Genomic DNA, 23791 nt, shown 5'->3' on the forward strand with positions numbered 1-23791 from the left:
AAGCTTATGATTAAATATGCCATTTTATCCATTCTATCATTGGGACTCTTTTCCTGTCAAAGCACTGAATATAGTCAAAGTAAAAAATTAGCGGTGATTGATAGCACTGCAATTGAAAACGTAGTAGTCGCCTATGAAAAATATGATTTAGGCGGAAATACTTCTGTAGATAATGACCAAAAATATTCGTATCGATGGTCAGGTGAACCCAAAGAGAATAGTACAAAATTTGGTTATTTTATCAACGACAGTACAGAGATTCCATATATGCGCAGGCGTAGGGATCTTGGTCAGACTTTTACATACGATCAGGAAGAAAAGAAAGTGCTTAGCGGCCTGATCATAAGAACGGGATACGGTTCAAATGTGGTACGATCCGAAGTGTATGGAGCAGCCGTATCTGTACAGTTTTTTGAAGTGACTGGAGATGCCGTTATCAATGACAATGGTTCTTCAGGCGATATCAAAGCTTTTCACGGATTTCCAAGTGATCGTCACACCAGAGAAATACCCGCTATTCGAGATGATTATATCACAGGCGAGACCTATAAAAGCCTCAAAGTATTTTCAGGATATAATTTTCCTGCAAAAAGAGAATTTGGTTTTGAAAATGATACGATTACTATATCACCGGCTAATCCACAAGTTAAAGGTAGACTGCTTCATTTTACATTTCCAAAAGAGCAATCTATTATTTTAGAACCTGGTAAGCGATACGGCTTTTTGATCATGCTGGATAAAAGTAAAAAAGGACATGGATTTACATTGGCCAATAATTTTATTGGTTCTTATGAAGGGGGACATGGGATTCGTAGAGAAGGGAACGGAGTTTTTCCACCACCACCGGCACATCCAGACAAACCCTTTGATGCTCCCGAGAATATCAAGGCGCTTAAAGCTTCAAAACTACCAGAAAATTGGGAAGAAAGGTTAGCTATCTCACCAGGAACGGATGGATATCCGGATGTAGATACCTGGCGAGATCTCAACTTTTATATTGAAGCAGTTTCGATAAAGTAAGCTAAGTCTGTTTTACCAATGCAAATAGAAAGCGCCAAGGGTATGAGTACAAGATTGATAATAATTCTCTTGATTCTTGTATTGACTATTTCCTGTAAATCCAAAGTTAAAGATCCAATACCTTTAGCTGCTGAGACCAAAAAAGTAGATTACCGTTGGTTCGATCAAAAGCCACATAAAGAAGGATTGTATTTCACAGAAATGGAACGACAAATTTATGAAAATGCGAATCCTGAACATTTGGTACTAAAGCGTATTTCTGCAGCAGATAGTACCACGGTAGTTGGAGAGGCAGACGCACTGGGCTATGGAGTAAGTTGCTTAACCAACGATGTTTTGATCGTAGCGTATTATGCCAGAGCCTGTCATTGGGGATGCCCAGAAAAATATGCTCCAGGAACTTCAAGGGTGGTAGTGAGAAGATCGCTAGACTTTGGTAATACCTGGTCAGCTCCCTACCGATTGGATATTGATTTAGGCGGATTACCGGGAGAAGAATCAGCCATTGGCTGGGGGCTGGCTTTCAGTCAGATTAAAGATACGGTTTATTTGGCTTCAGCCAGGGGTCTTTTTTATTCGTATGACGAAGGAAGAAGCTGGAAACTTCGCCAAACAGGGCTACGCAAACCCCCAAGTGGAACCATTGAGACAGGTTTTGGTAAAGGAAAATTACATATTGGCCCCAGAATGTTTTATACAAAAAAAGCCGGGTTGCTATTATTTGGTCAACCGGAAGACATTCAGGAAGGAAAGCTTTTTGTTTGGAATTCTATGGATTATGGCAAAAGTTGGCAACAAACCATTATAGATACAGGTGACGTCAAAGTAACTCCGGTTGAACCCACTGCAATTCAATTTGAGGACAATATGCTGTTCTTTTTATCAAGAAATGGTAAAAATGGGCAAGGTTCTAATCCATCACAATTTATTTTTTCAATAACAGGTTCTGGTGATTACGACATTCGATTTCCAAAAATTAGTAATTGTAGAGTTACAGGGCACCAGGACACCCATGATGTTATTTATAATCCCATCACCGAGCAATTTGAAGCTACTGTTAGTGATCGATGTTATGATCATAGTGATTATAGTAGAATGTCACTGTCGCTTTGGACAATAGCTAAAAAGGACGTGTTGCTTGGAAAAAATACTTGGGAATATATAGGAGATTATTTTCCACCGATGTCTTTCGGAAAAGATGCCGAAGGAACACATCCCGGAGGCAGTGTAATTGATTTAAAAAGAAAGAAACAGTACCTGCAGGTACACAGAGGTAGAGGTCATGCGATTTCTTCATCCTTATATCATCTCGAACGAACCTTATACACAGATAGTTTGATTTCGGTATTACCAAAAAATTATTGATATGAGTTTAAGAGTGGTAACATTTTTTTTCTCGTCTTGAGTATTATGTCATTTAAGATTAAGGCTCAAACATTTATCAAGGAAGCAGAGGTCAATGAACCCGACTATTCTATCCCTAAGCTATTAATAGCTCAAAATGGAGTACAAATCAAAACAATTAAGCAATGGGAAGCCTTGCGTAGGCCTGAAATTCTGAAATTATTTAAATCTGAAGTATATGGAACACAGCCAAAAGAGATATATAACCTTTCTTACAAAATTCTGGAAAATGACACCTTAGCGCTACAAAATTTAGCTAACAGAAAGCAATGTGCTATAAAAGTAACTACTGAGCGGGGTAGCTTACAATTTAATTTGTTATTGTAAATCCCAAAAAATAAGAGTCAGCCACCCCTATATTCCTGGGGTATAATTTTTATGGAAATCATACTATTATTAATGATCCTGCTGTATATGTTTCGAAATCCTGGGTGATGAACAGTTCATCTCTGAGAACACAACATAATACTGCTACAGAGTCAATTAAAGGAAAACGGTCGCATCATTGGCCAATCGAAGCGATAATTAAAGCCGGATATGCCGTAGCGACATTACACTATAGCGATGTAGATCCAGACAAAAATGATTTCTCTGATGGTATTCATTATTTGTTAAATAAAGAAACAATAGACATTTCTAAAAATCAACGATGGGGATCTATAGCTGCTTGTGCTTGGGGTCTTTCTCGTATTATGGATTATTTTGTTCTTGAAGAAAATGTCGATGCAAAACAAGTGATTGTTTTTGGACATTCACGTTTAGGAAAAGCAGCCTTATGGGCTGGCGCTTTAGATCAGCGTTTTGGTATGATTATATCTAATGATTCTGGTTGTGGAGGTGCTGCTTTATTCCGAAGAAAAGAAGGAGAGACGATTAAAGATATCAACGCAAATTTTCCTCATTGGTTTGCAGCACAATTCAAAAAATACAATGATAACGAAGATAAACTACCAGTAGATCAACACATGCTACTCTCTTTATTAGCACCTCGACCTGTATATATTGCAAGTGCAGAAAATGACCTTTGGGCAGATCCTAAAGGAGAATACCTGTCTGTATACTATGCCTCTCCTGTTTATGAATTATATGGCAAACAAGGGATGCTTTCTAAGAATCTCCCGCAAGTAGAACAACCTGTTCATCAAGATGTTGGATATCATATTCGCAAAGGAGATCATAATCTTATGACTTATGATTGGTTACAATTTATAGCCTTTGCAAAGAAACATTTTAATTGACTAAACGTTTAAGCCAATATACTTCGGTCTTTCTCTATAACTTTTTTATGTACGTATTTTAATTTATAACTAGAGTTCCACTCTGACCGCTCAGAAACTTCCAGGACCAGTTTAAAATGATTATTTGAAGTTTTAGGGAGCCTAAAACGAACGGTAGGTCCGAGTAGATTTTGGTTCTCTTCTATTGATTGAAATTTCCAGGAAGTCAATTCATATTCGTTACTGTCAATGAGTAATTTCGCTTGTACTGTTCCCGAATCAATTTTTTTGTATCGATCATTTAATATCCATAATTCAGCTTCGAAGATTTCATCTTCTTCCCAGCAAAATTTAGATATACGAGCACTTGCTAAAACCGGCCTGCAAGAATCGGCAACCGAATAAAAGGAGGGCTTGGGAATGTTTGGATAGTTTATTATACTGTTATTTGCTGCCGTGGGCCAGGGTTCATTAAAACACCAGTTAAGAGCCATCGAGCAATAGGGTTTTTGTCTTCTGGCTTCTTCATAAATTGCCTTGTAACCTTCGCATTGTAACCATTGACCATTAGCGACTAGTTCTTCTAAATGCTTAGCTTCACCAAAGTACTCATTTAAAAGGTCTAGTTGTAACCAGGTATCTCCAATCCAGGCTCCAAAAGCATGATGAGTTTCCCAGCTTGTTCCTTTTTTTGGTGGAAACAGATCTTTCTCGGGAATTATTTGTTTTAAAATTGAAACATCAGAGGGACCCGGCATTCCAAACTCAGTATAGGCCGTTGCTTTTGTATTAGCGATCCATTGGTATACTTCTTCCTTCGTATCAGGATCTTTAAAGACATAATTACCATGTGCCATCCCAGCAACGGGAGCCGTGGGTATAAAAGGATTTTTTGGGTCCAGATCGTAACATTGCTTGTTAAGCAACCTTAAAGCAAGAGATTGATCAGTCATTCTAGACCAATCATTAAATAATTCATTGCCACCGCTCCATAGTACGTGAGATGGATGTTTTCTGATCCTTTTAATGATAGACTTTGCTTCCTGTTCAAGAACATTGAGGTAAGTTTTGGTGCCAACGTAATTATTACAAGATAACGGAAACTCAGTCCAAACCAAGATGCCTTTTTTATTACAAAATTCATAGAAAGCTTCTTTACATACGATAGATCCACCCCATGCGCGAAGCATATTAAAATTACCTTCCAGTACTCTATTCAATAAATCTTCATATCTTTTTTTGGTAATGGTACCTGGAAAAATTTCTGGATTAACCCAATTCGTTCCTTTACTAAAGATTTCTTTGTTATTGATTTTAATGGTAATGGGAGGATAGCTTCTGGACATGGGTCTTCTTTCCAATTCCCAGGTTCCCGGATTCATAACCAGTTTTACTTTTCTAAAACCAACTTGTTGTTGTTTTTCATCTATTACTTTACCATTTTGATTTTTTAATTGAAAAACAGAAGTATATAGATAAGGATCTCCATGGTCATGAGGCCACCATAATAGGGGTTGGTCAAAAGAGAAACTCATGATTTCTTTTTTATCTGTCTCTCTTTCAATAACCGATACTCCATCCTTATTTAATAACCTCCAAACATAGGTGTAGTTGAAATTTTTATTTACTATCTCAGGAATGATCTGTAAATCAACTTTTGAGAGGTCATCATTTAGTGTATAATCTACATATACATCTTTGATAAATGAATCGTTTTTCAGTTCTAAATAACATTTATCCCATATCCCTAAAGGAATAAGTCTTGGATGCCAATCCCACCCATAACTTACCGCCGGTTTAGCAGATTGAGATGCTTCATCTCGTCCTACCGCCACTCCTTTTACTTTGGGAGCGGGGTGTATTCTTACAATCAATTCATTTTCTTTAAGTAAATGATCAGTAAGCGCAATATGAATAGGAGTAAACATTCCTTCTTGTTCATAAATAATTCGACCATTTACCATGATATCGAATTGATAATCTATACCACCGGCATAAAAATAAAGGTCACTGTCTTCAGATAATTCTCCTATCTCAAAATTGGTTTTATATATCCAAAAAACATCTTCCATCCAACCATAGGCCTTGAAATTATCATCCATAAAAAGATTGGGCCAATTATGTGCTCTAGCGTAGTCTAATTGTACAGCTCCAGGTACTATTGCATTATAATATTCTTTAGGAGAGTCTTCTTTTTGTTTTGCAAAGCCTACTTTCCAGTCAAGGGTTAATTGTTTGTTGTTTTTTAATGTTTTCTTTTCAAATTGATCGATTCTCGTCATGTTTTCTGTGATCGTCTTCATATCTTTTGTATAATAATTCCACTCAAAATTGTGTTTCCTTCAACGGTTTCCAAAGTAATTCTTAAACCTTCGTTATTTTGTATTTGAGTTTGAAATGATAAAGTTCCTGCGGTTTGTATTCCAAATCTTTTAACAAGATTTAGATTGGAAATTATATTATCTCCATTTATACTTATATTGAATTTTCTGTTAGCAGTTTCTTGGTCACTATTTTGTATTCCCCAGGCCTTTTCTGCATCAGACAGTTTTTTTTGATCAAGAACAAAGGGTTCAGTAAATAGCAATTGAACACTGTATTTTCCTTTTTTAATTGGGATGTTCAATTGTTTTATATTTTCAATAAAGGTTTGAAATATAGGGTCTAGATCTGTCTTCTTTATATTTTCCGAAATACCCAATCGCACATTTTCAAAGGCATGTTCTTTTTCGTATGTTTTGATAAAAGGTTGTCCTCCTATGATCTTTACAATGGTGTCTTTTTCTGAAATTGGAACCCAAACATGATCTTCTTTATCTTTTAAATAGGTACGTGTCTGACCAATGTTGAGATAAAGTCCCTCCTCGGGAATATCAATAAAACCTTTTTGATCAACGAGCAGGTTAACTTGAAGATGAAGTGAGTCTATAGCGCTTGGATTTTGATCACTACCTATGGCTTTCAAAAAATGCTTTCCTTCTTGGAAAGAAATACCAAAAAGGGCTTTTCCATCTCTAACCTCTTTAGTGCCGATGAGTGCATCATTTTGATATAAAGATATCTCATGAAGGTTACTGAAAATCGTAATGTTTTTTTGTAATTTTAATGGTGTCAGACTCACAATTTTAGGAAACAAATGTCCGGTAATATGTATCATTGGTTTTTTGCTCCAACGCGACTGAATATAATAATAAGCGTCTTTCTTTCTGCGGTCTGTGGTTAGTAGCCCTTTGTTATTCGTATTAGGTACGGCGTCTTTACGACCATCTCTCTGAAAATCTGATAAAATCCATATGCTATAGCCGATCATCCAGGGTCTTTTAGCCCCTTCTCTTAAATAAGGTTCATAAAACAGCGTTTGATAGCTACTACTAAAATCGAAAATAGTGGGTTCATCTGTGAAAATTCTGGGATCGCTCCCTGCACCAAATTCTGAGAGCATTATAGGTCGGTGTGGGCTGTATTCTTTTTTTAAGTTGTCAAGAAAAGATCCTATAGTTTCCATACTGCCCTGATACCAGCCTTCGTAGATATTAAAGCCATTAATATCTGCAATGTTAAAAATCTCTTTGCCTAAATCTCCTTTGTAATTTTTGAAAAAAGTGGATTGAAATGCCATTGCTGTTAGCCGTTCTGAATCTTCTTTTTTTAAGATATTATTCATCGATCGAGCATGTGCAACAGCTTCTAGATGAGGCTCCCAGATTTCGTTATGATATCCCCAAATCGCTACAGAAGGGCTATTGTAATTCTGGAACATCATTTCCTTCAACATGGTTTCAGAGTACTGAAGAAAAGGATTTCCATATGGGATCCAATTAACTCCCGGAATCTCAGACCAGGATAATAAACCTAAGCTGTCACAAGCTTTATAAACAGATCGATCGTGTGGATAATGAGAAATACGAATAAAATTGCTTCCCGTTTCTTTCAATAAAGCTACATCTTTAACCCGTAGCGAATCCGGAACAGCATACCCCAGATTATGGTAATCCTGATGCGTTGCGGCACCACGAAGTTTCAACGGGGTATTGTTAAGAATAAAACCTTCTGTTTGATTTACCGAAATATATCTAAAACCAACCTTTTGTTCTATTTTGTCTAAAACTTGCGTTTTATCTTCTGTTAAAATTTCTGAAACTAATACATACAGCGTAGGTGAGAAGGGAGACCATAAATTGGCTTTTAATTGATCATTAAAGTGAAAGTGTACCGCAATTCCTGTTTGAGTATCATATGACTTTTCTAAAGTTTTGAGTAATTGATGATTCGCGCTAAATAAACGATGGCGAATAAATATTTTCTTATCATAAGGGCTGTGATTCATTACTTGACCTTTGATCGAAAAACCACCTTCTTTTTTCTTTTGAGTAGGCGTATTCCAAAATACTGCAGACGAGGCATAGTAATTATGATTGAAAAAGATTTTATTTTTCACTAAAAGATGAACGTCGCGATAAATTCCACCAAAGATTGAAAAATCTCCACCTACCGGAGGCATTGTAATGGATAGATTTTTAGAATTATCTACTTTTATAGCAATGATATTGTCTTTACCAAATTCCAATACCCCTTCAATATCAAAAACAAAGGCAGTGTACCCTCCAAGATGTTGACCTACGTATCGATTATTAACATAGATGTTACATCTGGCAGACACTCCTTCAAAATACAATGAAACTTTTTTGTGCTTGTATGCCGCCGGGATAAAAAGCTTTTTGCGATACCATGCAGGTCCTCTATAATACCCTTCCTCATCATCTAGGATGTCTGTAGCATTATATGTATGTGGAATATTTATAGGTTGCCATTGCGAATCATCATGATCAACTTCTACGGCGTTTGAAATATCTTTTTTGATAAACTTCCAGTCTTTGTTAATTGACATTCTTATAGGGAATTCCTGGCTTCTTACTATTGCAGAAAAACTATAAAACAGCATTAAAACCAGAACAAATCTACTTTGACGTAAGTCTATGATATTAAAACGATATGTATTTTTTTTATACACAGACTACAAGGATTAAATTTTAATTTGAGCCGCTTTCAATTGATCAGAGGTAACGGTTACCGTAGTGTTTTCTGAATCACTTGTTTTTCTTAATATGATTAAACCCTTACCTTCATACAAGTTGAAGGATTGATCTTTTAGACTACCTTCGATAAGAGGAGATGCGTTTCCTGCAGCAAGCATTTCCAGGCCTCCTTCTAGTGAAACCATAACCTTGGCTGCGCTATTAGGGACTAAATTGTTGTTCTTGTCTATAGCACTAACTTGCAGATAAATAAGCTTATCATTTTCATCGGCAGTTTTGTTTTCCTGTATTAATTTGAGAGTTTCTGCCTCACCCGATGTGTTGATAATTTGTGTTAGCTCTGAGTTTTCCGAAATACAAACTGCTTTTAATTCACCTGGTTGATAAGGCACAAAGAATTGAGCTGTCAGTTTATCTTTGTTGGTTATTTTCTTTTGATCAATTACTTTTCCATTTAATTCCAGTCGTATTTCGGGACAATTGGAATACACTGATACTTGAAGAATACGGTTTTCATACCCTTGCCAATTCCAACTTTTGGATTCCTTGGGCCATGCCCAATAGTGCAATAATTCATAAGTACCTTTGGGAATGGGCTCGTGAACTAAAATTTCAAGATCACTACGTTTCCAAAGTACATCCCGGTAATAAGATTGTGGCTTTTTATTACCAATGATATCGATATCACCACACCAGGAAATATACCAGGGCCAGGGCATGGTGAACGAATCTTCAACATCTTTTTCCGTTTGATACGTGCTGTGTGCAATTCCAGACTCGCCCAAATAATCCATCCCTGTCCATACAAAATCACCAATTACATACGGTAATTTTTCGACAAGTTGCCAATTTTCATATGCTTGATTAGGCATAGACTCGGATCCATACATAATTCGTTCAGGGAAATCGTTATGATCTTCTTCGTAACGATCAAATTTATAATTATAACCCGCTACATCGAGCAGTTCAAAAGTAGAAGCTGTTTCTGGCCATTCGCGACCTGGATGATCCCAAAATGTATTTACTCCTTGTGTTATGGGCCTGGTGCTATCCAATTCTTTAATATGAGAAATCATTTCTCTGGCAATAGCCAGGCCTGTTGAATCTGCCCGCTCTTTGATTTCGTTACCTATACTCCACATTATCACACTAGGATGATTACGATCTCGTAACACCATATGCCCGAGATCTTTTTTCCAGGATTTTTCAAAATGACGGCTGTACCCATTTAGTTTTTTCGGTTCGATCCACATGTCAAAAGCTTCATCGATAACTAACATTCCTAGTCGATCACATGCCTCTAGAAATGCTTTAGATGGAGGGTTGTGTGCGGTTCTAATTGCATTAAACCCATTTTCTTTTAGCAATCTCACTCGTCTTTCTTCGGCTTCGGGATAAGCAGCAGCACCCAGTAAACCATTATCATGATGAATACATGCGCCTTTAAGCAACGTTTCTTTGCCGTTTAACAGAAAACCCTTTTTTGCAGAAAAATCTAAGGATCTAATACCAAATTCTTGGTGATATTCATCGATTATTTTGCCCTTATTTTTAAGGATTAGTTTGGCAGTATACAGTAAGGGTGCATCAAGATTCCAAAGATGAGGTTGGGATACCTGTGTTTTCAATCTCAATTTATCTTCTTTTAAAGCAGGTATATGTATTAATGTATCATTGGTTCTTTGCGCCAACTCTTTTTGATCATTAAAGATTTCGATAGCTACTTCGATATTGGCTTCTTGGTTAGTAGTATTTTTGATTTCGGAGTCAATAGTTATAGTTGCTTCATCCTTTGAGAGATGAGAAGTCACGATCTGAGCTCCCCAGGTTTTGAAATGAATTGGGTGTACAAAAGAAATACCAACATTGCGATATAATCCTGCCCCAGTGAACCAACGTGAACTTTGCTCTGGAGTAACCACTTTTATAGCGATCGAATTGGGTACGTTTTCTTTTAGATACGAAGTTAGATCAAAATAGAAAGCAGTATACCCATAATGGTGTTCTCCTACTTTGGTACCATTGACCCACAAGGTAGTTTCTGATTGGACTCCGTCAAAATGTAAAATAACACGTTTATTTTTCTCTTTATCTGAAAGTGTAAGTTCTTTTCTGTACCAGGCGATACCGCCTCTTAAATAGCCAACATCTTTTCCATCCTTGATGCTTTTTACAAAAGGGCCCACATGTATAGAGTCTTGTTGGCGTACATCTACTGTACTATAATCATGCGGGAGATGAACAGTTTCCCAATCTGAATCGTCAAAATCAAAATCTTCGGCATTTTCTGCATGTCCTTCAAAAAATTTCCATTCGGCATTAAAAGAAATGTTTCTTTGATTATCAAATGGTAAATGTTCCTGTTTTGAACAGCCTACAATTGATACTAGGATTAGAATAACTATGATATGAAGTTGGTGATTTTTCAAACGCTAATTTTTTTGAAGTATATGAGTTTCTAGCCACATCTCTAAAAGTTTGGGCCAAGTTTCTGCTGCTACATTTCCTTTTCTCAAACCATAACCGTGTCCCCCTTTGGGTAATAGATGAAATTCTACAGGGAGATCTTTATTCCTTAATGCCGATGTCATTACCAATGCACTGTTCGCATGCTTATCATCGGCTGTGGCAAAGATGAATGTCGGAGGGGTATTGTTGTTAATTTTAATATCGGGTGTTAAACTTTGTGAAGGTCCAAGGTCTAGATAAGCTGGATATATGAGAATTGAAAAATCTGGGGAACCGTTCATTTTGTCAATTATATCTATAGTGTCATATGTATTTTTATTACTTAAGGTACTTAACCTTGCACTTAAGCTACCACCTGCAGAAAAACCTAACACACCTATAGTATTAATGTTAATATTAAAATCAGACGCTTTGCTTCTAACAATTCGGATAGCTCTTTGGATATCTTGCAAAGCCCCTTGTTCCTTTTTAGGAACACGATATTGAAGAACAAAAGCTGTGTAACCCAGACTTGTTAACCATTCTGCGACTTCATATCCTTCTTTGTCAATGGCCAGAATGTAGTATCCTCCACCCGGAGCAATAATGATTCCTATACCGTTATTTTTAAATGGTTTAGGTTGAAAAACAGTAATATTAGGATTGGTTACATTGGTTAAATGTATAGTCGTAGTATCCTTTATACTTTTATCAACTTCAGCTGGATGTTTAGGGTCAGGCTCTCCTGGAACTTTGTCTGGCCAAATATCGATGACAGCTCTATTTTGAGCGTAACTGGTCACGATGAAAATTATCGTCAATACCATGGTAAAATTAATCCTCATGAGGTTCATAATAGAAAGTGTTTTCTATCAAATAATTTAGGGGTAATTTTTTAAATGCAAAAATCTTTCTCAAAACTAAATGATTAGCTGTCTTAGTTTTTATGTTATTTTGTCAATTACCTAGTCAAAAATTGCATCAATGTGCTTTCGCTATTCTTGAAAGTCTTAGTAAACACCCGATTTTACTGAAAATCTGAAGATTTAATAATGCAAATATATATATACTCATTATTGTCACATTACGGTTTTTTTTCTAATTTGACGGTTGAAATACTATGATCATGAGCACAAACGCAACATCCATCTTATCAATTATTGAAAAACAGTTTTATGGCGATAGAGGGTATTTATTAACTCATAAACCTTTGTTTTCACAAGCCAAGTTTGGTCAATTATATACAATTTTTGAAGAACATTTGAAAAACAGAGGTTCTCTGGCTGCTGATGCGCTAGACACTCCGCACTTTAAAGATGATAGACTCTTTGATTTTTTAATGGCAGATGAGGTATTGAATATTATAGAAGGCATTATTGGTCCAAATATCGGGTTGTGGAGTAGTCATTTTATTTGTAAAGAGCCTAAAATAGGCAAGCGTACGCCCTGGCATGAAGATAGTGCCTACTGGAAAGGTAGGTTCAATAAGTTTGACAAGGTAGTCACTTTGTGGTTAGCTATAGATGAATCAACATTAGAAAATGGATGTATGGGTGTTGTACCTGGGACGCATAAAAATGGATTCTCGAGATATAAAAATATAGAAAAAGGAACTGCAACTTTTGAAGAGGAGATTGCTACAGATATAAATGAAGATGATGTAGTTTGGTTTGAACTGGCAAAAAATACCTATTCCTTGCACGATTCACGGATAATTCATGGTGCCAGAGCAAATACAAGTTCGAAAAGAAGAACAGGCTATACCATGCGGTATTTTAGTACAGATCTTATATTAAACCAAGAGCATCCAGGAAATAAAACCCACAAAATATATCATTGCAGGGGAGAAAATAAAGGGAATAGTCCATTGATTTACTTGTAACATATGGATATTAAATTTTATTATCCTGTTTGGTCTATCGGTGAGTTACCTTTAGAAGAGGCGCTATATAAAATTAAGAAGAATGGGTACGATGGAGCAGAAATAGCGATAAGAGAAGATCAGGATTTACAATATATTCAATCTGTTTTTAAAGATCAGGATCTAGAACTTCTGGCCCAGCATCCGTTTGCAGAGGGAACTACTTTTGATGAGTATCAAAAAGATTTTAGTAATAAATTAAGAAAGATACAAAAATTGCAACCTGTTCATATTAATTGTCATACAGGTAACGATTATTTTTCCTTTGAGCAAAATAAGAAACTACTGTTAGAAGCTATTCGTATTGAGAAGGAAAATAGCATCAAGATAAGTCATGAAATACATAGAGGTAGATTTTCTTTTGCACCCTTGATTACAAAACAATACATAGATCAAATACAAGAATTGAAGCTTACGGCAGATTACTCACACTGGTGTGTGGTTACTGAGTCTCTTTTAGAAAATTTTGAAAATGTCCTTAAGAGTTTAGCATCCAACATTCATCATATACATGCCAGAGTTGGTTTTGAAGAAGCCCCGCAGGTTAATGATCCTTTTGCACCAGAACATCGCTATGCATTAGAACGTCACTTACAGTGGTGGCAACAGATTTTAAATACATATAAAAAAAATCAAAAGGGAGCCTTATTGATTACTTGCGAATTTGGACCTAAACCTTATTTACAAAATCTTCCGTACACACAACAACCTGTTGCTGACATTTGGAACATTAATTTGAAAATGAAATCATATTTAAAACGCAAATTACAATGAATTATGAATAGTATTTCTAAAGTTTATTTCAATTCTCAAATCATCTCTATAATAATAGTAACGTTAACACTATTATCTTGTAATGAGGTGAGTAAGATGAGCGAATCAGAAGAACTTCAGGTATCTATTGAATCTAAAGTGGATTCAGTACTTCAAAGAATGTCATTAGCAGAAAAAATAGGGCAGCTTAATATGCTGCGGGGCCAACCAACCACAGCCACAAATTTTAAAGAAGCCCAATATAACCTTGAAAAAGAAATTAAGGCTGGTCGTGTAGGAAGTTTCATGAATGTGCATCCAATGGAAGATAAAATTAAATACCAGAAAATAGCCGTTGAACAATCAAGGTCTGGAATCCCTTTATTATTTCATATTAATATAATTCATGGTTTTCGAACTAATTTTCCTATTCCATTAGGAGAAGCGGCAAGTTGGAATCTAGAATTGATCGAAAAATCTGCGAAAATTGCTTCTATTGAAGGTACAGCGGTTGGATTTACCTGGAATATGGCACCTATGGTAGATATTTCTTTTGATGCCCGATGGGGAAGAGTCATGGAGGGGGCAGGAGAAGATCCTTTTTTAGGATCCCGAATTGCAGAGGCCAGAATAAAAGGATTTCAAGGAGATATTTCAAGTCCGGAAACAATGCTTGCTTGTGCCAAACACTTTGCAGGATACGGGCAAGTCATGGCTGGCAGGGATTATAATCAAACCACAATTTCAAAACGTTTCTTACACGAGTATATATTGCCTCCGTTTAAAGCTGCAATAGATGCTGATGTAGCTAGTGTAATGAGTGCTTTTACTGATTTTGATGGAATACCGGGTAATATGAGCCCATATTTATTAAAGGATATTCTTCGGGAACAATTAGGCTTTGAAGGAACGGTGATTTCAGATTTTAATTCGTTAGAAGAAATTGTTAACTGGGGAACTGTTGCCACTGAAAAAGAAGGAGCCTTAAAAGCTGTTACTGCCGGTACTGAAGTTGATATGATGGGCTTGATCTATATAGAAAATTTAGAAAATTTAGTTAAAGAAGGAAAATTGAAAGAAAGTGTTATAGATGAGGCTGCAAGTAGAATTTTGAAAATGAAATTTGAGATGGGTTTATTTGAAGACCCTTACAAATATTTTAAAATAGAGGATCCAGAAAAGGTTTGGTTACAGCCAGAATTCATAGCGCATTCTCGTGAAATTGCAAAAAGGAGTATGGTGCTATTAAAAAATGAAGATCAATTGCTGCCTTTACGGCTCAAAAAAAATAAGACCATTGCCGTTATCGGACCTGTAGATGCTGATAAGCTCAATTTTATGGCCACCTGGTCAGCGTGGGGTAAACAGGAAAATGTTGTCGGTGTTGTGGATGGCTTAAAAAATGCCCTTGAAGGAACCACAACAAAAGTTATCTATGAACCGGGAATGAATGCCGACCTCACAGAAAACTCAATATTGTTTCAAAAGGCTGTACAAGCAGCAATTAAAGCCGATATAGTCATTTGTACGTTAACTGAAGGTTGGCGTAATTCCGGAGAGAACACTTCATTGTCAAATTTAAATATGCCAAAAAATCAGATCAATTTAATTCAAAAATTGTCCGAAACTGGGAAACCGATTGTTTGTGTTTTATTTAATGGTAGACCTATGGTTTTTCCATGGATTAATGAAAACATCCCTGCAATTCTGGAAGCGTGGATGCCTGGTACCGAAGGTGGTAATGCCTTAGCAGATATATTACTAGGGAAATATAATCCTTCCGGAAAGCTTCCTATAACATTTCCTCGAAATACAGGACAAGTTCCTATATCTTATTTACAAAAAAAGACCGGTCGACCTTATAAAACAGGCAAAAACTGGACCCGATATCTCGATTCTCCCAACGAACCGGCATACCCTTTTGGTTACGGATTAAGCTATACAACCTTCGAATATAGTGATATACAATTAAGTGCAGAAAGTATGTCCATCGAGGATACCTTAACAGCGTCTCTAACTGTTAAGAATACGGGACCACAAGATGGAGTTGAAACTGTACAGTTGTATATTGGCGATCCTGTAGCAAGTGTAACAAGACCAATAAAAGAACTAAAAGACTTTAAACAAATAACATTACAACCAGGAGAAACCAAATCAATTGATTTTAAGATCACCAAAGAACATTTGAGGTATTGGAATAGTGAAATGAAATATGAAGTAGATCCTGGAATGTTTCAAATTTTTATCGGAACCAGCTCTGATGAATGTAAAGAAACCTTTTTTGAACTTCAATAAATTTAAAAGTAGTATGACTATAAGAGTTTTTGTCCTTGTGAATATTTTTTTCTTTTCGCAATATGTAGGGTATTGTCAACCAAAATATGACTATTCTAAACCTTTTTTAGCAACATCACAATTAGGTTTTAGAGAAAATTCACCAAAAGAAATTGTTTTTTACGCTGGAGATAAGATTAAAAATGTTCCTGATGAGATTCCTTTTTATGTTACTTATGTTGGCTATCGTTTACCTAGAAAGCAAAAGAAAGTTCCGAATCAGTGGAAAATTCCTGGTAACGTTTTCAGATATCCCATTAATACGTTTCTAGAGCCGTACACCGATGAAGTAAAAAAATCAGGTCAAAAGGATGCACTGTACACAGGGAAGCTTGTTAAGACAGAAACCAAATGGGGGACCTTCTGGAAGGGGGATTTTTCAGAGTTTAAACAATCCGGAAATTATCAAATAGAGAACGAATATGGTTTCACCACTCCATTTCAAATCGATGATAAAATATATGAACGACTTCAAAGGGGATACCTAGAATATTTGTATACACAAAGGTCAGGAGTTGAAATTCCAGGAATACGGCCCGAAGAAAATGCAGATGATGCACGGTTAGATATCGACTCAACATATTACTTACCCGTAGCAGGAGGGTGGAACAATGCCGGAGACTGGCGAAAATGGTTGTTTCTTACACTACCCAATTTGGATGCGTTGGGTCAGATAGCAAGCTTTGGGCATCCTGCTTTTAAGCAAAAGGCTATTGAAGAGATGAACTGGGGTAATCAATATTATCATCATATGATTAATGATCATGGACAAGTGTATGAAGATGTGGGCGGAGGAATAAATAGAGCAGGTGATTATGACTCTAGTTGGTGGAATGAAAATCATCCTGGTGTTACTGCGGCAGGAGATACAGATTTTGACAATATCCCTATGAATGGTATCGAACGACAAGTACGAACGAACTATAATCCACTAGTACAATATCAGTATGTACGTCATCAAGCGTTAGCTTCTACTATTCTTAAGGCGCCTCAAAAGAATAATGCGCTAGTATTGGCTAATCGTGCCTGGAAATACGCAGAAGCTACTGCTAACGATCATAGAACCCTTTTTGTAGCACAAAAACTACTTGCTGCTATCGAGTTATATCTCGCGGGAAGCTCTTCTATAAAAAAAGAACAAATTCAAAACATTGCAGTAGAATTACTTTCAAGACAATATAAAAGTAAAAGTGGTCTTAGTGGATATTTTACGGAAAAGAATAATGCTGATGGGTATAGGAGTATTGCTTTTTCTACTGAACCTGCAATGGGTTTGCTTCGTCTGGTTGAAGCAGATATTGAAGGACTTGAAGGCGTGACTAATGATTCAAGAAATGCTCTAACTACCTATATCAATTCGTATTTGCTTAAGGATGCTAACAGTAATCCTTATCATTTGTCTCCGTATGGCGTATATGTAAATCCACCTTATCCTTCTAATCAAGTTTTTAGAAAGGCGAATGACAGGCATTTTGTGAGAACATTCATTCATGTTTTTAGTGATAGACCGATTCCTCATGGGGTAAATCAGGTGTTTTTACAACAAGGATATTTAATGGCACGGGCGGGAAAAGCTCTACAAAAGAAAGAATGGCAACAAGCAGCAGAACGTATTTTGAATTGGAGCATGGGTTACAATCCTTATGGGTTATGTTTATTTACGGGAGTAGGATTCAAACATCCAATTCCCGCTTCTTTTATGAATTATAAAATTCCATCAGCGGCATTAAATGGATTCATAGGTACACCAGATGATCAACCTTATATTGAAACACGAAATTTAGTAGAATGGAGCACACAGGAGGCTTGGGATATACCTTATACTTACGCGATTGGATTAATTAGTTATCTTGATTAGTGAATAAAAGGAATTTAAACCTTGGTGTTTAAGGTTGATTTAGGAATAGCTTTTTTATGAAAATTATGAGCTAAATCTCGTGCTTTTATTTAATAATATATGATATCATTTGATGTTGAATACAAATTAAAAAGCCTATAAATATAGTATTTATGGGCTTTTAAAGAAGTTTGGTTAATTTCTAGTGGAGTCGGAGGGATTCGAACCCTCGTCCAAACAAGTAATACAATAGCTTTCTACACGTTTAGTTTTTGTTTAATTTTCGTCGATAAGAAAGACCAAAAACCGCCAACTTATCGCTTATTCTCAATTAAGTTTCAAAACAATATCAAGATCCTATTGTTTCTAGGTTTACTTTTACGATACCTCATGATCAATCGCCGCAAACCAAGGCTCTTGAGAGGTATCCTGCTTGTTCACCTTGTGAACCGAGGCATTATCCTACTATATTCAGATTATGCAGCTAGGGCGTAGTTATTCTCGCCGTTTAAAAAGATGAAATAGATATTTACGAGCATTAATTTCATAGCTCGACGTGCTTACCATCCTATTAATCTCGCTGTCAAAACCAGTCGACCCCAAAATTCATAGTTTGATGTCTTTTAACATCAAAAATGGTTGGCAAAGATAACTATAATTATCATATCTTTAGCCGCAATTTTAAACTACAAAAAATATACCATTTCTATATGATTAAGTTCGGTATCATTAAAGAACGTAAAAACCCGCCAGATCGTCGTGTTGTTTTCTCTCCAGTTGGCCTTAAAAATGCAAAATCAAAATTTCCAGAAGCTTCTTTTGTAGTAGAAAGCTCGGATATAAGAATTTTTAAGGATTCAGAATATAAAAAAGCCGGATTCGAGATCTCTAATGACATTTCTGATTGTGATGTGTTACTTGGAGTAAAAGAAGTACCTATCTCGGCGTTGGTTCCAAATAAAAAATACTTCTTTTTTTCGCATACTATCAAAAAGCAGCCGTATAACAGAGATTTATTGCGAGCTATTCTCGAGAAAAATATCGAATTATATGATCATGAAGTTATTGTAGGACCAAGGGGATTCAGATTAATTGGGTTTGGTAAATATGCTGGTATTGTGGGGGCTTATAATGGATTCAGAGCCTGGGGCCTCAAACATGGCGAGTATACACTACCGAAAGCCCATACCCTTGTCGATCAAAAAGCACTTGAATTAGAATTATCTCGGATTTCGTTACCCAATATAAAAATTGTTCTTACCGGAAAAGGAAAAGTAGGTGGTGGAGCTAAAGAAATTTTGGATGCCATGAAGATTAAAGAAGTTTCTGTTGATAAGTATCTGCATAAAACTTTTGAAGAACCAGTTTACGTCCAGATTGATGTATTGGATTATAATAAACGTAAAGATGGTCGCGTACTGGATAAAAATGATTTTTATAAGAATCCAGAAGAGTATGCCAGTGATTTTATGCAATTTGCAAGAGTAAGCGACATTTATATTGCCGGACACTTTTATGGAGATGGTGCGCCTTTTATTTTTACTAGAAACGATGCCAAATCCAAAGATTTTAAGATCAAATTAGTGGCTGATATTTCTTGTGATATTGATGGACCTGTTGCCAGCACAATTAGACCTTCTACAATAGCCGACCCCATTTATGGATATCATCCCGAAACTGAGAAAGAGGTCGATTATAAGGATCCAAAAGCTATTGTGGTAATGGCGGTAGACAATCTGCCTTGTGAATTGCCAAAGGATGCCAGTGAAGGTTTTGGGGAGATGTTTCTAGAACACGTAATTCCAGCTTTTTTTAACGGAGATGAAGATGAAGTTCTTGAAAAAGCAAGAATAACACAAGGGGGTAAGTTAACAGAAAGATTTGACTACCTTCAGGATTATGTAGATGGCAAAGAATAATTTGGTTAATAAAAAGATAAAAAAAAGATGACCACACAAGAGCTTGTTGAACAGATATATAAAAAGGAATCATTTTTATGTATAGGTTTGGATGTAGATCTCAATAAAATTCCAAAACATTTATTAGAAGAAGAGGATCCTATTTTTGAATTTAATAAAACAATTATTGATGCTACACATCATTTGGCAGTGGGATACAAGCCTAATATTGCATTTTATGAGGCATATGGAGTAAAAGGATGGAAATCCTTAGAAAAAACCATAAAATACATTAATACTCATTATCCAGAAGTTTTCACAATTGCTGATGCTAAACGTGGCGATATCGGTAATACCAGTACAATGTATGCTAAAGCATTTTTTGAAGACTTGGCATTCGATTCAATCACAGTAGCTCCGTATATGGGAAAAGACTCGGTAGAACCTTTTCTGGCTTTTGAAAATAAACATACGATATTATTGGCATTGACTTCTAATCAAGGAGCATTTGATTTTCAAACAAAAGATACAGAAGGAAAAGAATTGTACAAGCATGTCCTGGAAATCTCAAAGACCTACAAGAATTCTGAAAACCTAATGTACGTCGTAGGGGCTACAAAAGCAGAATATCTATCCGACATTAGGGAAATTATTCCTGATAGTTTCTTACTGGTTCCAGGGGTAGGAGCACAAGGAGGCAGTTTACAGGAGGTTTGTAAATACGGCCTCAACAATCAGGTTGGATTATTAATCAATTCGTCAAGAGGTATTATTTATGCTTCAGATAAATTAGATTATGCAAAAGCTGCAGCAAAGAAGGCATTAGTGCTCCAAACTGAAATGAAAAAAATTCTGCAAGAAGGAAAATAAAAAAAGAACAAGGATACTTTTTTAAGTATCCTTGTTCTTTTAAAAAATTAAATTAAAGAATAGAGTTATTAACGTCTATTTGCGTTAAACACCTGTTTTGCATATCCATAAAGTCCATAAACAATGAACACTACAAAAAATGCCATTATACCATAAATGATAATGTCAAGTAATACTGAATTCATAGCCCCGATATTTTATATTAAACTCTTACTAAGATAGGAAATTTTCTTTTGAATTCCTATATTAAATTATTAGTTTTCAACAATTTATAATTTTTTTAATATTTGTGTTAGTGGTACCTTTTTAAGATTCTAAGTTCATGATATATACAGATCAATTGCAAAGAAAAATAGAGCTTTTAAAGGTTCCTAAACGTATTATTTCCTTGGTTCCTTCGCAAACCGAACTCTTGGTAGCACTAGGTCTAAATGAAATAATTGTTGGGGTCACAAAGTTTTGTATACATCCAAATACTATAAGAAAAGAAAAAACCATAGTAGGGGGTACTAAAAGAATCAATTATGAAAAAGTGAGACGTCTGAATCCAGATATTATTCTTTGTAATAAAGAAGAAAATACTAAAGAAATGGTTGAGAACCTGCAAAAAGAATATCCCGTTCATGTTTCTGATATTTTTTCAATTACAGATGCTTTAGAGATGATTAGGCAATATGGAGAGATCTTTAAGAAAGAGAAGGAAGCGGGTCAACTTATTTCTAAAATAACTTTAGAGCAGGCATCATTTATAAAGTCTATCGAGAATATTCCAAATAAAAAGAGAGTAGTATATTTTATATGGAAGGATCCCTGGATCGCCGTAGGAAATAACACATTTATAAATCACATGCTTCAATTAAATAATTTTGAGAATGTATTTCATCATAAAACCCGTTACCCAGAAGTCTCCCCAGAAGAAATTAGTTCGTTAAAAAAATTGGATCTTATTTTATTATCTTCAGAACCGTTTCCTTTTTCAGAAAAACATATTTTGGAAATTGAAAAAATCAACAACAATGCAGAAATTGTTTTGGTAGATGGTGAGTATTTTTCGTGGTATGGTTCCAGATTGGTTGAGGCGTTTTCTTATTTTAAAACTTTACACAGGTAATTTTAGGTTTAAACATTTCTATAAATACTGTTAACCATAGGATAAATGTAAAATAAGTTTGTAGTTTTGAAAAAATAAAAACGAATCATTGCTAAATTATTCTTTATACCATCATCCTACAAATGAAGATTGGGTCACTTTTGTTCACGGAGCGGGAGGAAGTTCTTCGATATGGTTTAAACAAGTCCGTGAATTCAGAAAACATTTTAATGTACTTTTATTAGACTTACGAGGGCATGGTAACTCTAAACCTGCGCTTAAGGATGCTTTTAATTCTAAATATACCTTTGATTCTATTACTGAGGATATTATAGAAGTTATTGATAAAGAGCATATCAAAAAATCACATTTTGTCGGAATTTCCTTGGGAACTATACTTATCAGGAATTTGGCTGAGAAACATCCGGGCCGGGTCCAAAGCATGATCATGGGGGGCGCTATTATGAAGTTAAACTTCAGGTCTCAAGTTTTAATGAAATTAGGGATCGTGTTTAAATCTGTAATCCCATATATGCTACTTTACAAATTCTTTGCGTTCATTATCATGCCCAAAAAAAATCATAAACAATCCAGATTACTATTCGCTAATGAAGCAAAGAAGTTATACCAAAAAGAGTTTGTGCGTTGGTTTAGGCTCACTTCAGAAATAAATCCATTATTGCGTTTTTTTAGAGCAAAAGACATTAAAATTCCGACTTTATACGTTATGGGAGAAGAAGATTATCTCTTTTTGCCATCCGTCAGAAAGGTTGCAGCTTCACATAAATTATCGCAACTTTATGTAATAAAAGACTCAGGACATGTTGTAAATGTAGAACAACCCGAAGTCTTTAACAAAGAAACTATAACATTTATAGGTCAATATTAAGACATGATAGACTAGAAGATAGATTGACTTTCTATTTTTTTAATCTGTGAAAGTAATTTGTTGGCTTTTTCGTGTATTTGATCGCTTTTGTCCTTATCTGTAAGTGCTAGTTTATACGCACTTTTCATCATTTTACAGTAATCATACTGTAACCTTTGAAGTTCAGTTCTGTTTTTAAACCAAGCAAACATTTTTTCCTTTTGTTTTACTACAAAGGTATTTGATAAAGTAAGCCAAGTCTCTTAATGATGAGTTAACATTACATAAATTTGTAATAAATATTAGGGTAATTGTTTAACTCTTGTTTAAGTAATTTCTTGTATAAAATGATATGGTAAACTACTAATTATCCTGAAGAGCGAACACTCTTCTTAGTAAATCGGTTGTTCTTGAGCTCAGTTTGGTTCTTATCTGTTTTTCTTCGACCGCAATCATTGTGTAAACACCTTTCAAAGCTTCTTGGGTTACATAATCCGTAAGATCGGGATTAACGTTACTGGTTAGGGGTAAGGCATTATATTTATTAATGATGTTAGACCAAATTTTATCTGCCCCTACCTTAGAAAAGGATCGGTTGATTACCGGGTTAAATTTTGCATATAATGCATTATTTGTTTTGTTTTTTAGATATGTGGTTGCTGCATTATTATTGCCCAAAAGAATTTGGCGAGCATCTGTAAACGTGATCTCCTTTACAGCATTTACAAATATCGGAGTAGCTTCTTTTACAGCATCTTCAGCCGCTCTATTTAGGATTTTTAAGCCTTCATCTGCTAATTTGCTTAATCCTACATCTCTTAACGTTTTGTCAACTTTCTGCAATTCTTGAGGAAGAAGAATTTTAACTAATTGATTTCTGTAAAACCCATCTTTTTGAGTGAGTTTTGTCACCTGTTTGTCTATTCCATTATCAAGAGCTTGTCGTAATCCATTGGCAATATCAGTATTACTTATTCCAAAACCGCCACCAGTAGTTTGTGGAAGATTATTAACAACCTGTTGAAGCTCTGCACAACTTGAAAGTATGATTAGCGTGCAAATAATGAGGATCTTTTTCATGATTTCTTATTAGAT

The 23791-nt window shown here is 35.5% G+C and carries 18 protein-coding genes and 1 other RNA gene; 12 read left to right on the plus strand and 7 right to left on the minus strand.

The window, feature by feature from the left end:
* Nucleotides 1-6 precede the first annotated feature (6 nt).
* The 4 genes from ACFSJT_RS16895 (at nucleotide 7) to ACFSJT_RS16910 (ending at nucleotide 3662) form a co-directional block, all read left to right on the plus strand.
* Nucleotides 7-1020, plus strand: a complete 1014-nt coding sequence (locus ACFSJT_RS16895; RefSeq protein ID WP_378321520.1) for a hypothetical protein — start codon at nucleotides 7-9, stop codon at nucleotides 1018-1020.
* A gap of 18 nt (nucleotides 1021-1038) precedes the next feature.
* Complete coding sequence (locus ACFSJT_RS16900; RefSeq protein ID WP_378321521.1) at nucleotides 1039-2385, plus strand: sialidase family protein; 1347 nt, start codon at nucleotides 1039-1041, stop codon at nucleotides 2383-2385.
* A 45-nt stretch (nucleotides 2386-2430) separates the two neighbouring features.
* On the plus strand, nucleotides 2431-2751 hold the full coding sequence (locus ACFSJT_RS16905; RefSeq protein WP_378321522.1) for a hypothetical protein: 321 nt from the start codon (nucleotides 2431-2433) through the stop codon (nucleotides 2749-2751).
* A gap of 107 nt (nucleotides 2752-2858) precedes the next feature.
* Nucleotides 2859-3662: a glucuronyl esterase domain-containing protein gene (locus ACFSJT_RS16910; RefSeq protein WP_378321523.1), complete on the plus strand. Its 804-nt coding sequence runs from the start codon at nucleotides 2859-2861 to the stop codon at nucleotides 3660-3662.
* 8 nt (nucleotides 3663-3670) lie between these two features.
* Here the strand turns inward: ACFSJT_RS16910 and ACFSJT_RS16915 are convergent, their stop codons facing one another.
* From ACFSJT_RS16915 to ACFSJT_RS16930, 4 genes are read right to left on the minus strand one after another with little or no spacing between them, the layout of a single operon-like run.
* Nucleotides 3671-5944 carry a glycoside hydrolase family 2 protein gene (locus tag ACFSJT_RS16915; RefSeq protein WP_378321524.1) on the minus strand — a complete coding sequence of 758 codons (2274 nt, stop codon included), beginning with the start codon at nucleotides 5942-5944 and terminating at the stop codon, nucleotides 3671-3673.
* Nucleotides 5941-8652 (minus strand): glycoside hydrolase family 2 TIM barrel-domain containing protein, encoded by a 2712-nt coding sequence (locus tag ACFSJT_RS16920; RefSeq protein WP_378321525.1) that lies wholly within the window; start codon nucleotides 8650-8652, stop codon nucleotides 5941-5943. The genes ACFSJT_RS16915 and ACFSJT_RS16920 overlap by 4 nt, the downstream gene beginning before the upstream one ends.
* Nucleotides 8653-8664: 12 nt before the next feature.
* Complete coding sequence (locus ACFSJT_RS16925) at nucleotides 8665-11106, minus strand: glycoside hydrolase family 2 TIM barrel-domain containing protein (protein ID WP_378321526.1); 2442 nt, start codon at nucleotides 11104-11106, stop codon at nucleotides 8665-8667.
* 3 nt (nucleotides 11107-11109) lie between these two features.
* Entirely contained in the window at nucleotides 11110-11979 is an 870-nt protein-coding gene (locus ACFSJT_RS16930; RefSeq protein WP_378321527.1) for an alpha/beta hydrolase, read from the minus strand.
* A 272-nt stretch (nucleotides 11980-12251) separates the two neighbouring features.
* Between ACFSJT_RS16930 and ACFSJT_RS16935 the strand changes: the two genes are divergently transcribed.
* From ACFSJT_RS16935 to ACFSJT_RS16950, 4 genes are read left to right on the plus strand one after another with little or no spacing between them, the layout of a single operon-like run.
* Nucleotides 12252-13007 carry a phytanoyl-CoA dioxygenase family protein gene (locus ACFSJT_RS16935; RefSeq protein ID WP_378321528.1) on the plus strand — a complete coding sequence of 252 codons (756 nt, stop codon included), beginning with the start codon at nucleotides 12252-12254 and terminating at the stop codon, nucleotides 13005-13007.
* Between the two features lie 3 nt (nucleotides 13008-13010).
* Nucleotides 13011-13820, plus strand: coding sequence for a sugar phosphate isomerase/epimerase family protein (locus tag ACFSJT_RS16940; protein ID WP_378321529.1), 810 nt, complete (start codon nucleotides 13011-13013; stop codon nucleotides 13818-13820).
* Nucleotides 13821-13823: 3 nt separating this feature from the next.
* Nucleotides 13824-16094 carry a beta-glucosidase BglX gene (bglX, locus tag ACFSJT_RS16945; protein ID WP_378321530.1) on the plus strand — a complete coding sequence of 757 codons (2271 nt, stop codon included), beginning with the start codon at nucleotides 13824-13826 and terminating at the stop codon, nucleotides 16092-16094.
* Between the two features lie 13 nt (nucleotides 16095-16107).
* A complete protein-coding gene (locus ACFSJT_RS16950) occupies nucleotides 16108-17991 on the plus strand; it encodes a glycoside hydrolase family 9 protein (protein ID WP_378321531.1) in 1884 nt (627 codons plus the stop codon).
* A gap of 182 nt (nucleotides 17992-18173) precedes the next feature.
* Here the strand turns inward: ACFSJT_RS16950 and ssrA are convergent.
* Nucleotides 18174-18571, minus strand: a transfer-messenger RNA (tmRNA) gene (gene ssrA / locus ACFSJT_RS16955).
* 112 nt (nucleotides 18572-18683) lie between these two features.
* Here ssrA and ACFSJT_RS16960 point away from each other — a divergent pair.
* The 4 genes from ACFSJT_RS16960 to ACFSJT_RS16975 all read left to right on the plus strand — a co-directional run bounded on the left by ACFSJT_RS16960 (nucleotide 18684) and on the right by ACFSJT_RS16975 (nucleotide 22717).
* A complete protein-coding gene (locus tag ACFSJT_RS16960; RefSeq protein WP_378321695.1) occupies nucleotides 18684-19889 on the plus strand; it encodes an NAD(P)-dependent oxidoreductase in 1206 nt (401 codons plus the stop codon).
* A 27-nt stretch (nucleotides 19890-19916) separates the two neighbouring features.
* Entirely contained in the window at nucleotides 19917-20738 is an 822-nt protein-coding gene (gene pyrF, locus ACFSJT_RS16965) for an orotidine-5'-phosphate decarboxylase (RefSeq protein ID WP_378321532.1), read from the plus strand.
* 322 nt (nucleotides 20739-21060) lie between these two features.
* The gene (locus ACFSJT_RS16970; RefSeq protein ID WP_378321533.1) at nucleotides 21061-21849 is read left to right on the plus strand and encodes an ABC transporter substrate-binding protein; all 789 of its coding nucleotides are present in this window, start codon (nucleotides 21061-21063) and stop codon (nucleotides 21847-21849) included.
* 88 nt (nucleotides 21850-21937) lie between these two features.
* Nucleotides 21938-22717 carry an alpha/beta fold hydrolase gene (locus ACFSJT_RS16975; protein WP_378321534.1) on the plus strand — a complete coding sequence of 260 codons (780 nt, stop codon included), beginning with the start codon at nucleotides 21938-21940 and terminating at the stop codon, nucleotides 22715-22717.
* An 11-nt stretch (nucleotides 22718-22728) separates the two neighbouring features.
* Here ACFSJT_RS16975 and ACFSJT_RS16980 read toward each other — a convergent pair whose 3' ends face one another.
* Nucleotides 22729-22908, minus strand: a complete 180-nt coding sequence (locus ACFSJT_RS16980) for a Lacal_2735 family protein (RefSeq protein ID WP_378321535.1) — start codon at nucleotides 22906-22908, stop codon at nucleotides 22729-22731.
* A 151-nt stretch (nucleotides 22909-23059) separates the two neighbouring features.
* Nucleotides 23060-23776 (minus strand): DUF4197 domain-containing protein, encoded by a 717-nt coding sequence (locus tag ACFSJT_RS16985; protein WP_378321536.1) that lies wholly within the window; start codon nucleotides 23774-23776, stop codon nucleotides 23060-23062.
* Nucleotides 23777-23791 lie beyond the last annotated feature (15 nt).

This window comes from Aquimarina celericrescens (assembly GCF_042682765.1).
Lineage (GTDB): Bacteria > Bacteroidota > Bacteroidia > Flavobacteriales > Flavobacteriaceae > Aquimarina > Aquimarina celericrescens.

Bases quoted from the DNA above. Each gene is read 5' to 3' on its own strand.
- ACFSJT_RS16915 (WP_378321524.1), bottom strand. From the start codon at position 5,944: ATGAAGACGATCACAGAAAACATGACGAGAATCGATCAATTTGAAAAG.
- ACFSJT_RS16935 (WP_378321528.1), top strand. From the start codon at position 12,252: ATGAGCACAAACGCAACATCCATCTTATCAATTATTGAAAAACAGTTT.
- ACFSJT_RS16985 (WP_378321536.1), bottom strand. From the start codon at position 23,776: ATGAAAAAGATCCTCATTATTTGCACGCTAATCATACTTTCAAGTTGT.
- ACFSJT_RS16905 (WP_378321522.1), top strand. From the start codon at position 2,431: ATGTCATTTAAGATTAAGGCTCAAACATTTATCAAGGAAGCAGAGGTC.
- ACFSJT_RS16910 (WP_378321523.1), top strand. From the start codon at position 2,859: ATGAACAGTTCATCTCTGAGAACACAACATAATACTGCTACAGAGTCA.
- ACFSJT_RS16930 (WP_378321527.1), bottom strand. From the start codon at position 11,979: ATGAACCTCATGAGGATTAATTTTACCATGGTATTGACGATAATTTTC.
- ACFSJT_RS16980 (WP_378321535.1), bottom strand. From the start codon at position 22,908: ATGTTTGCTTGGTTTAAAAACAGAACTGAACTTCAAAGGTTACAGTAT.
- ACFSJT_RS16895 (WP_378321520.1), top strand. From the start codon at position 7: ATGATTAAATATGCCATTTTATCCATTCTATCATTGGGACTCTTTTCC.
- ACFSJT_RS16970 (WP_378321533.1), top strand. From the start codon at position 21,061: ATGATATATACAGATCAATTGCAAAGAAAAATAGAGCTTTTAAAGGTT.
- pyrF (WP_378321532.1), top strand. From the start codon at position 19,917: ATGACCACACAAGAGCTTGTTGAACAGATATATAAAAAGGAATCATTT.
- bglX (WP_378321530.1), top strand. From the start codon at position 13,824: ATGAATAGTATTTCTAAAGTTTATTTCAATTCTCAAATCATCTCTATA.
- ACFSJT_RS16950 (WP_378321531.1), top strand. From the start codon at position 16,108: ATGACTATAAGAGTTTTTGTCCTTGTGAATATTTTTTTCTTTTCGCAA.
- ACFSJT_RS16940 (WP_378321529.1), top strand. From the start codon at position 13,011: ATGGATATTAAATTTTATTATCCTGTTTGGTCTATCGGTGAGTTACCT.
- ACFSJT_RS16900 (WP_378321521.1), top strand. From the start codon at position 1,039: ATGCAAATAGAAAGCGCCAAGGGTATGAGTACAAGATTGATAATAATT.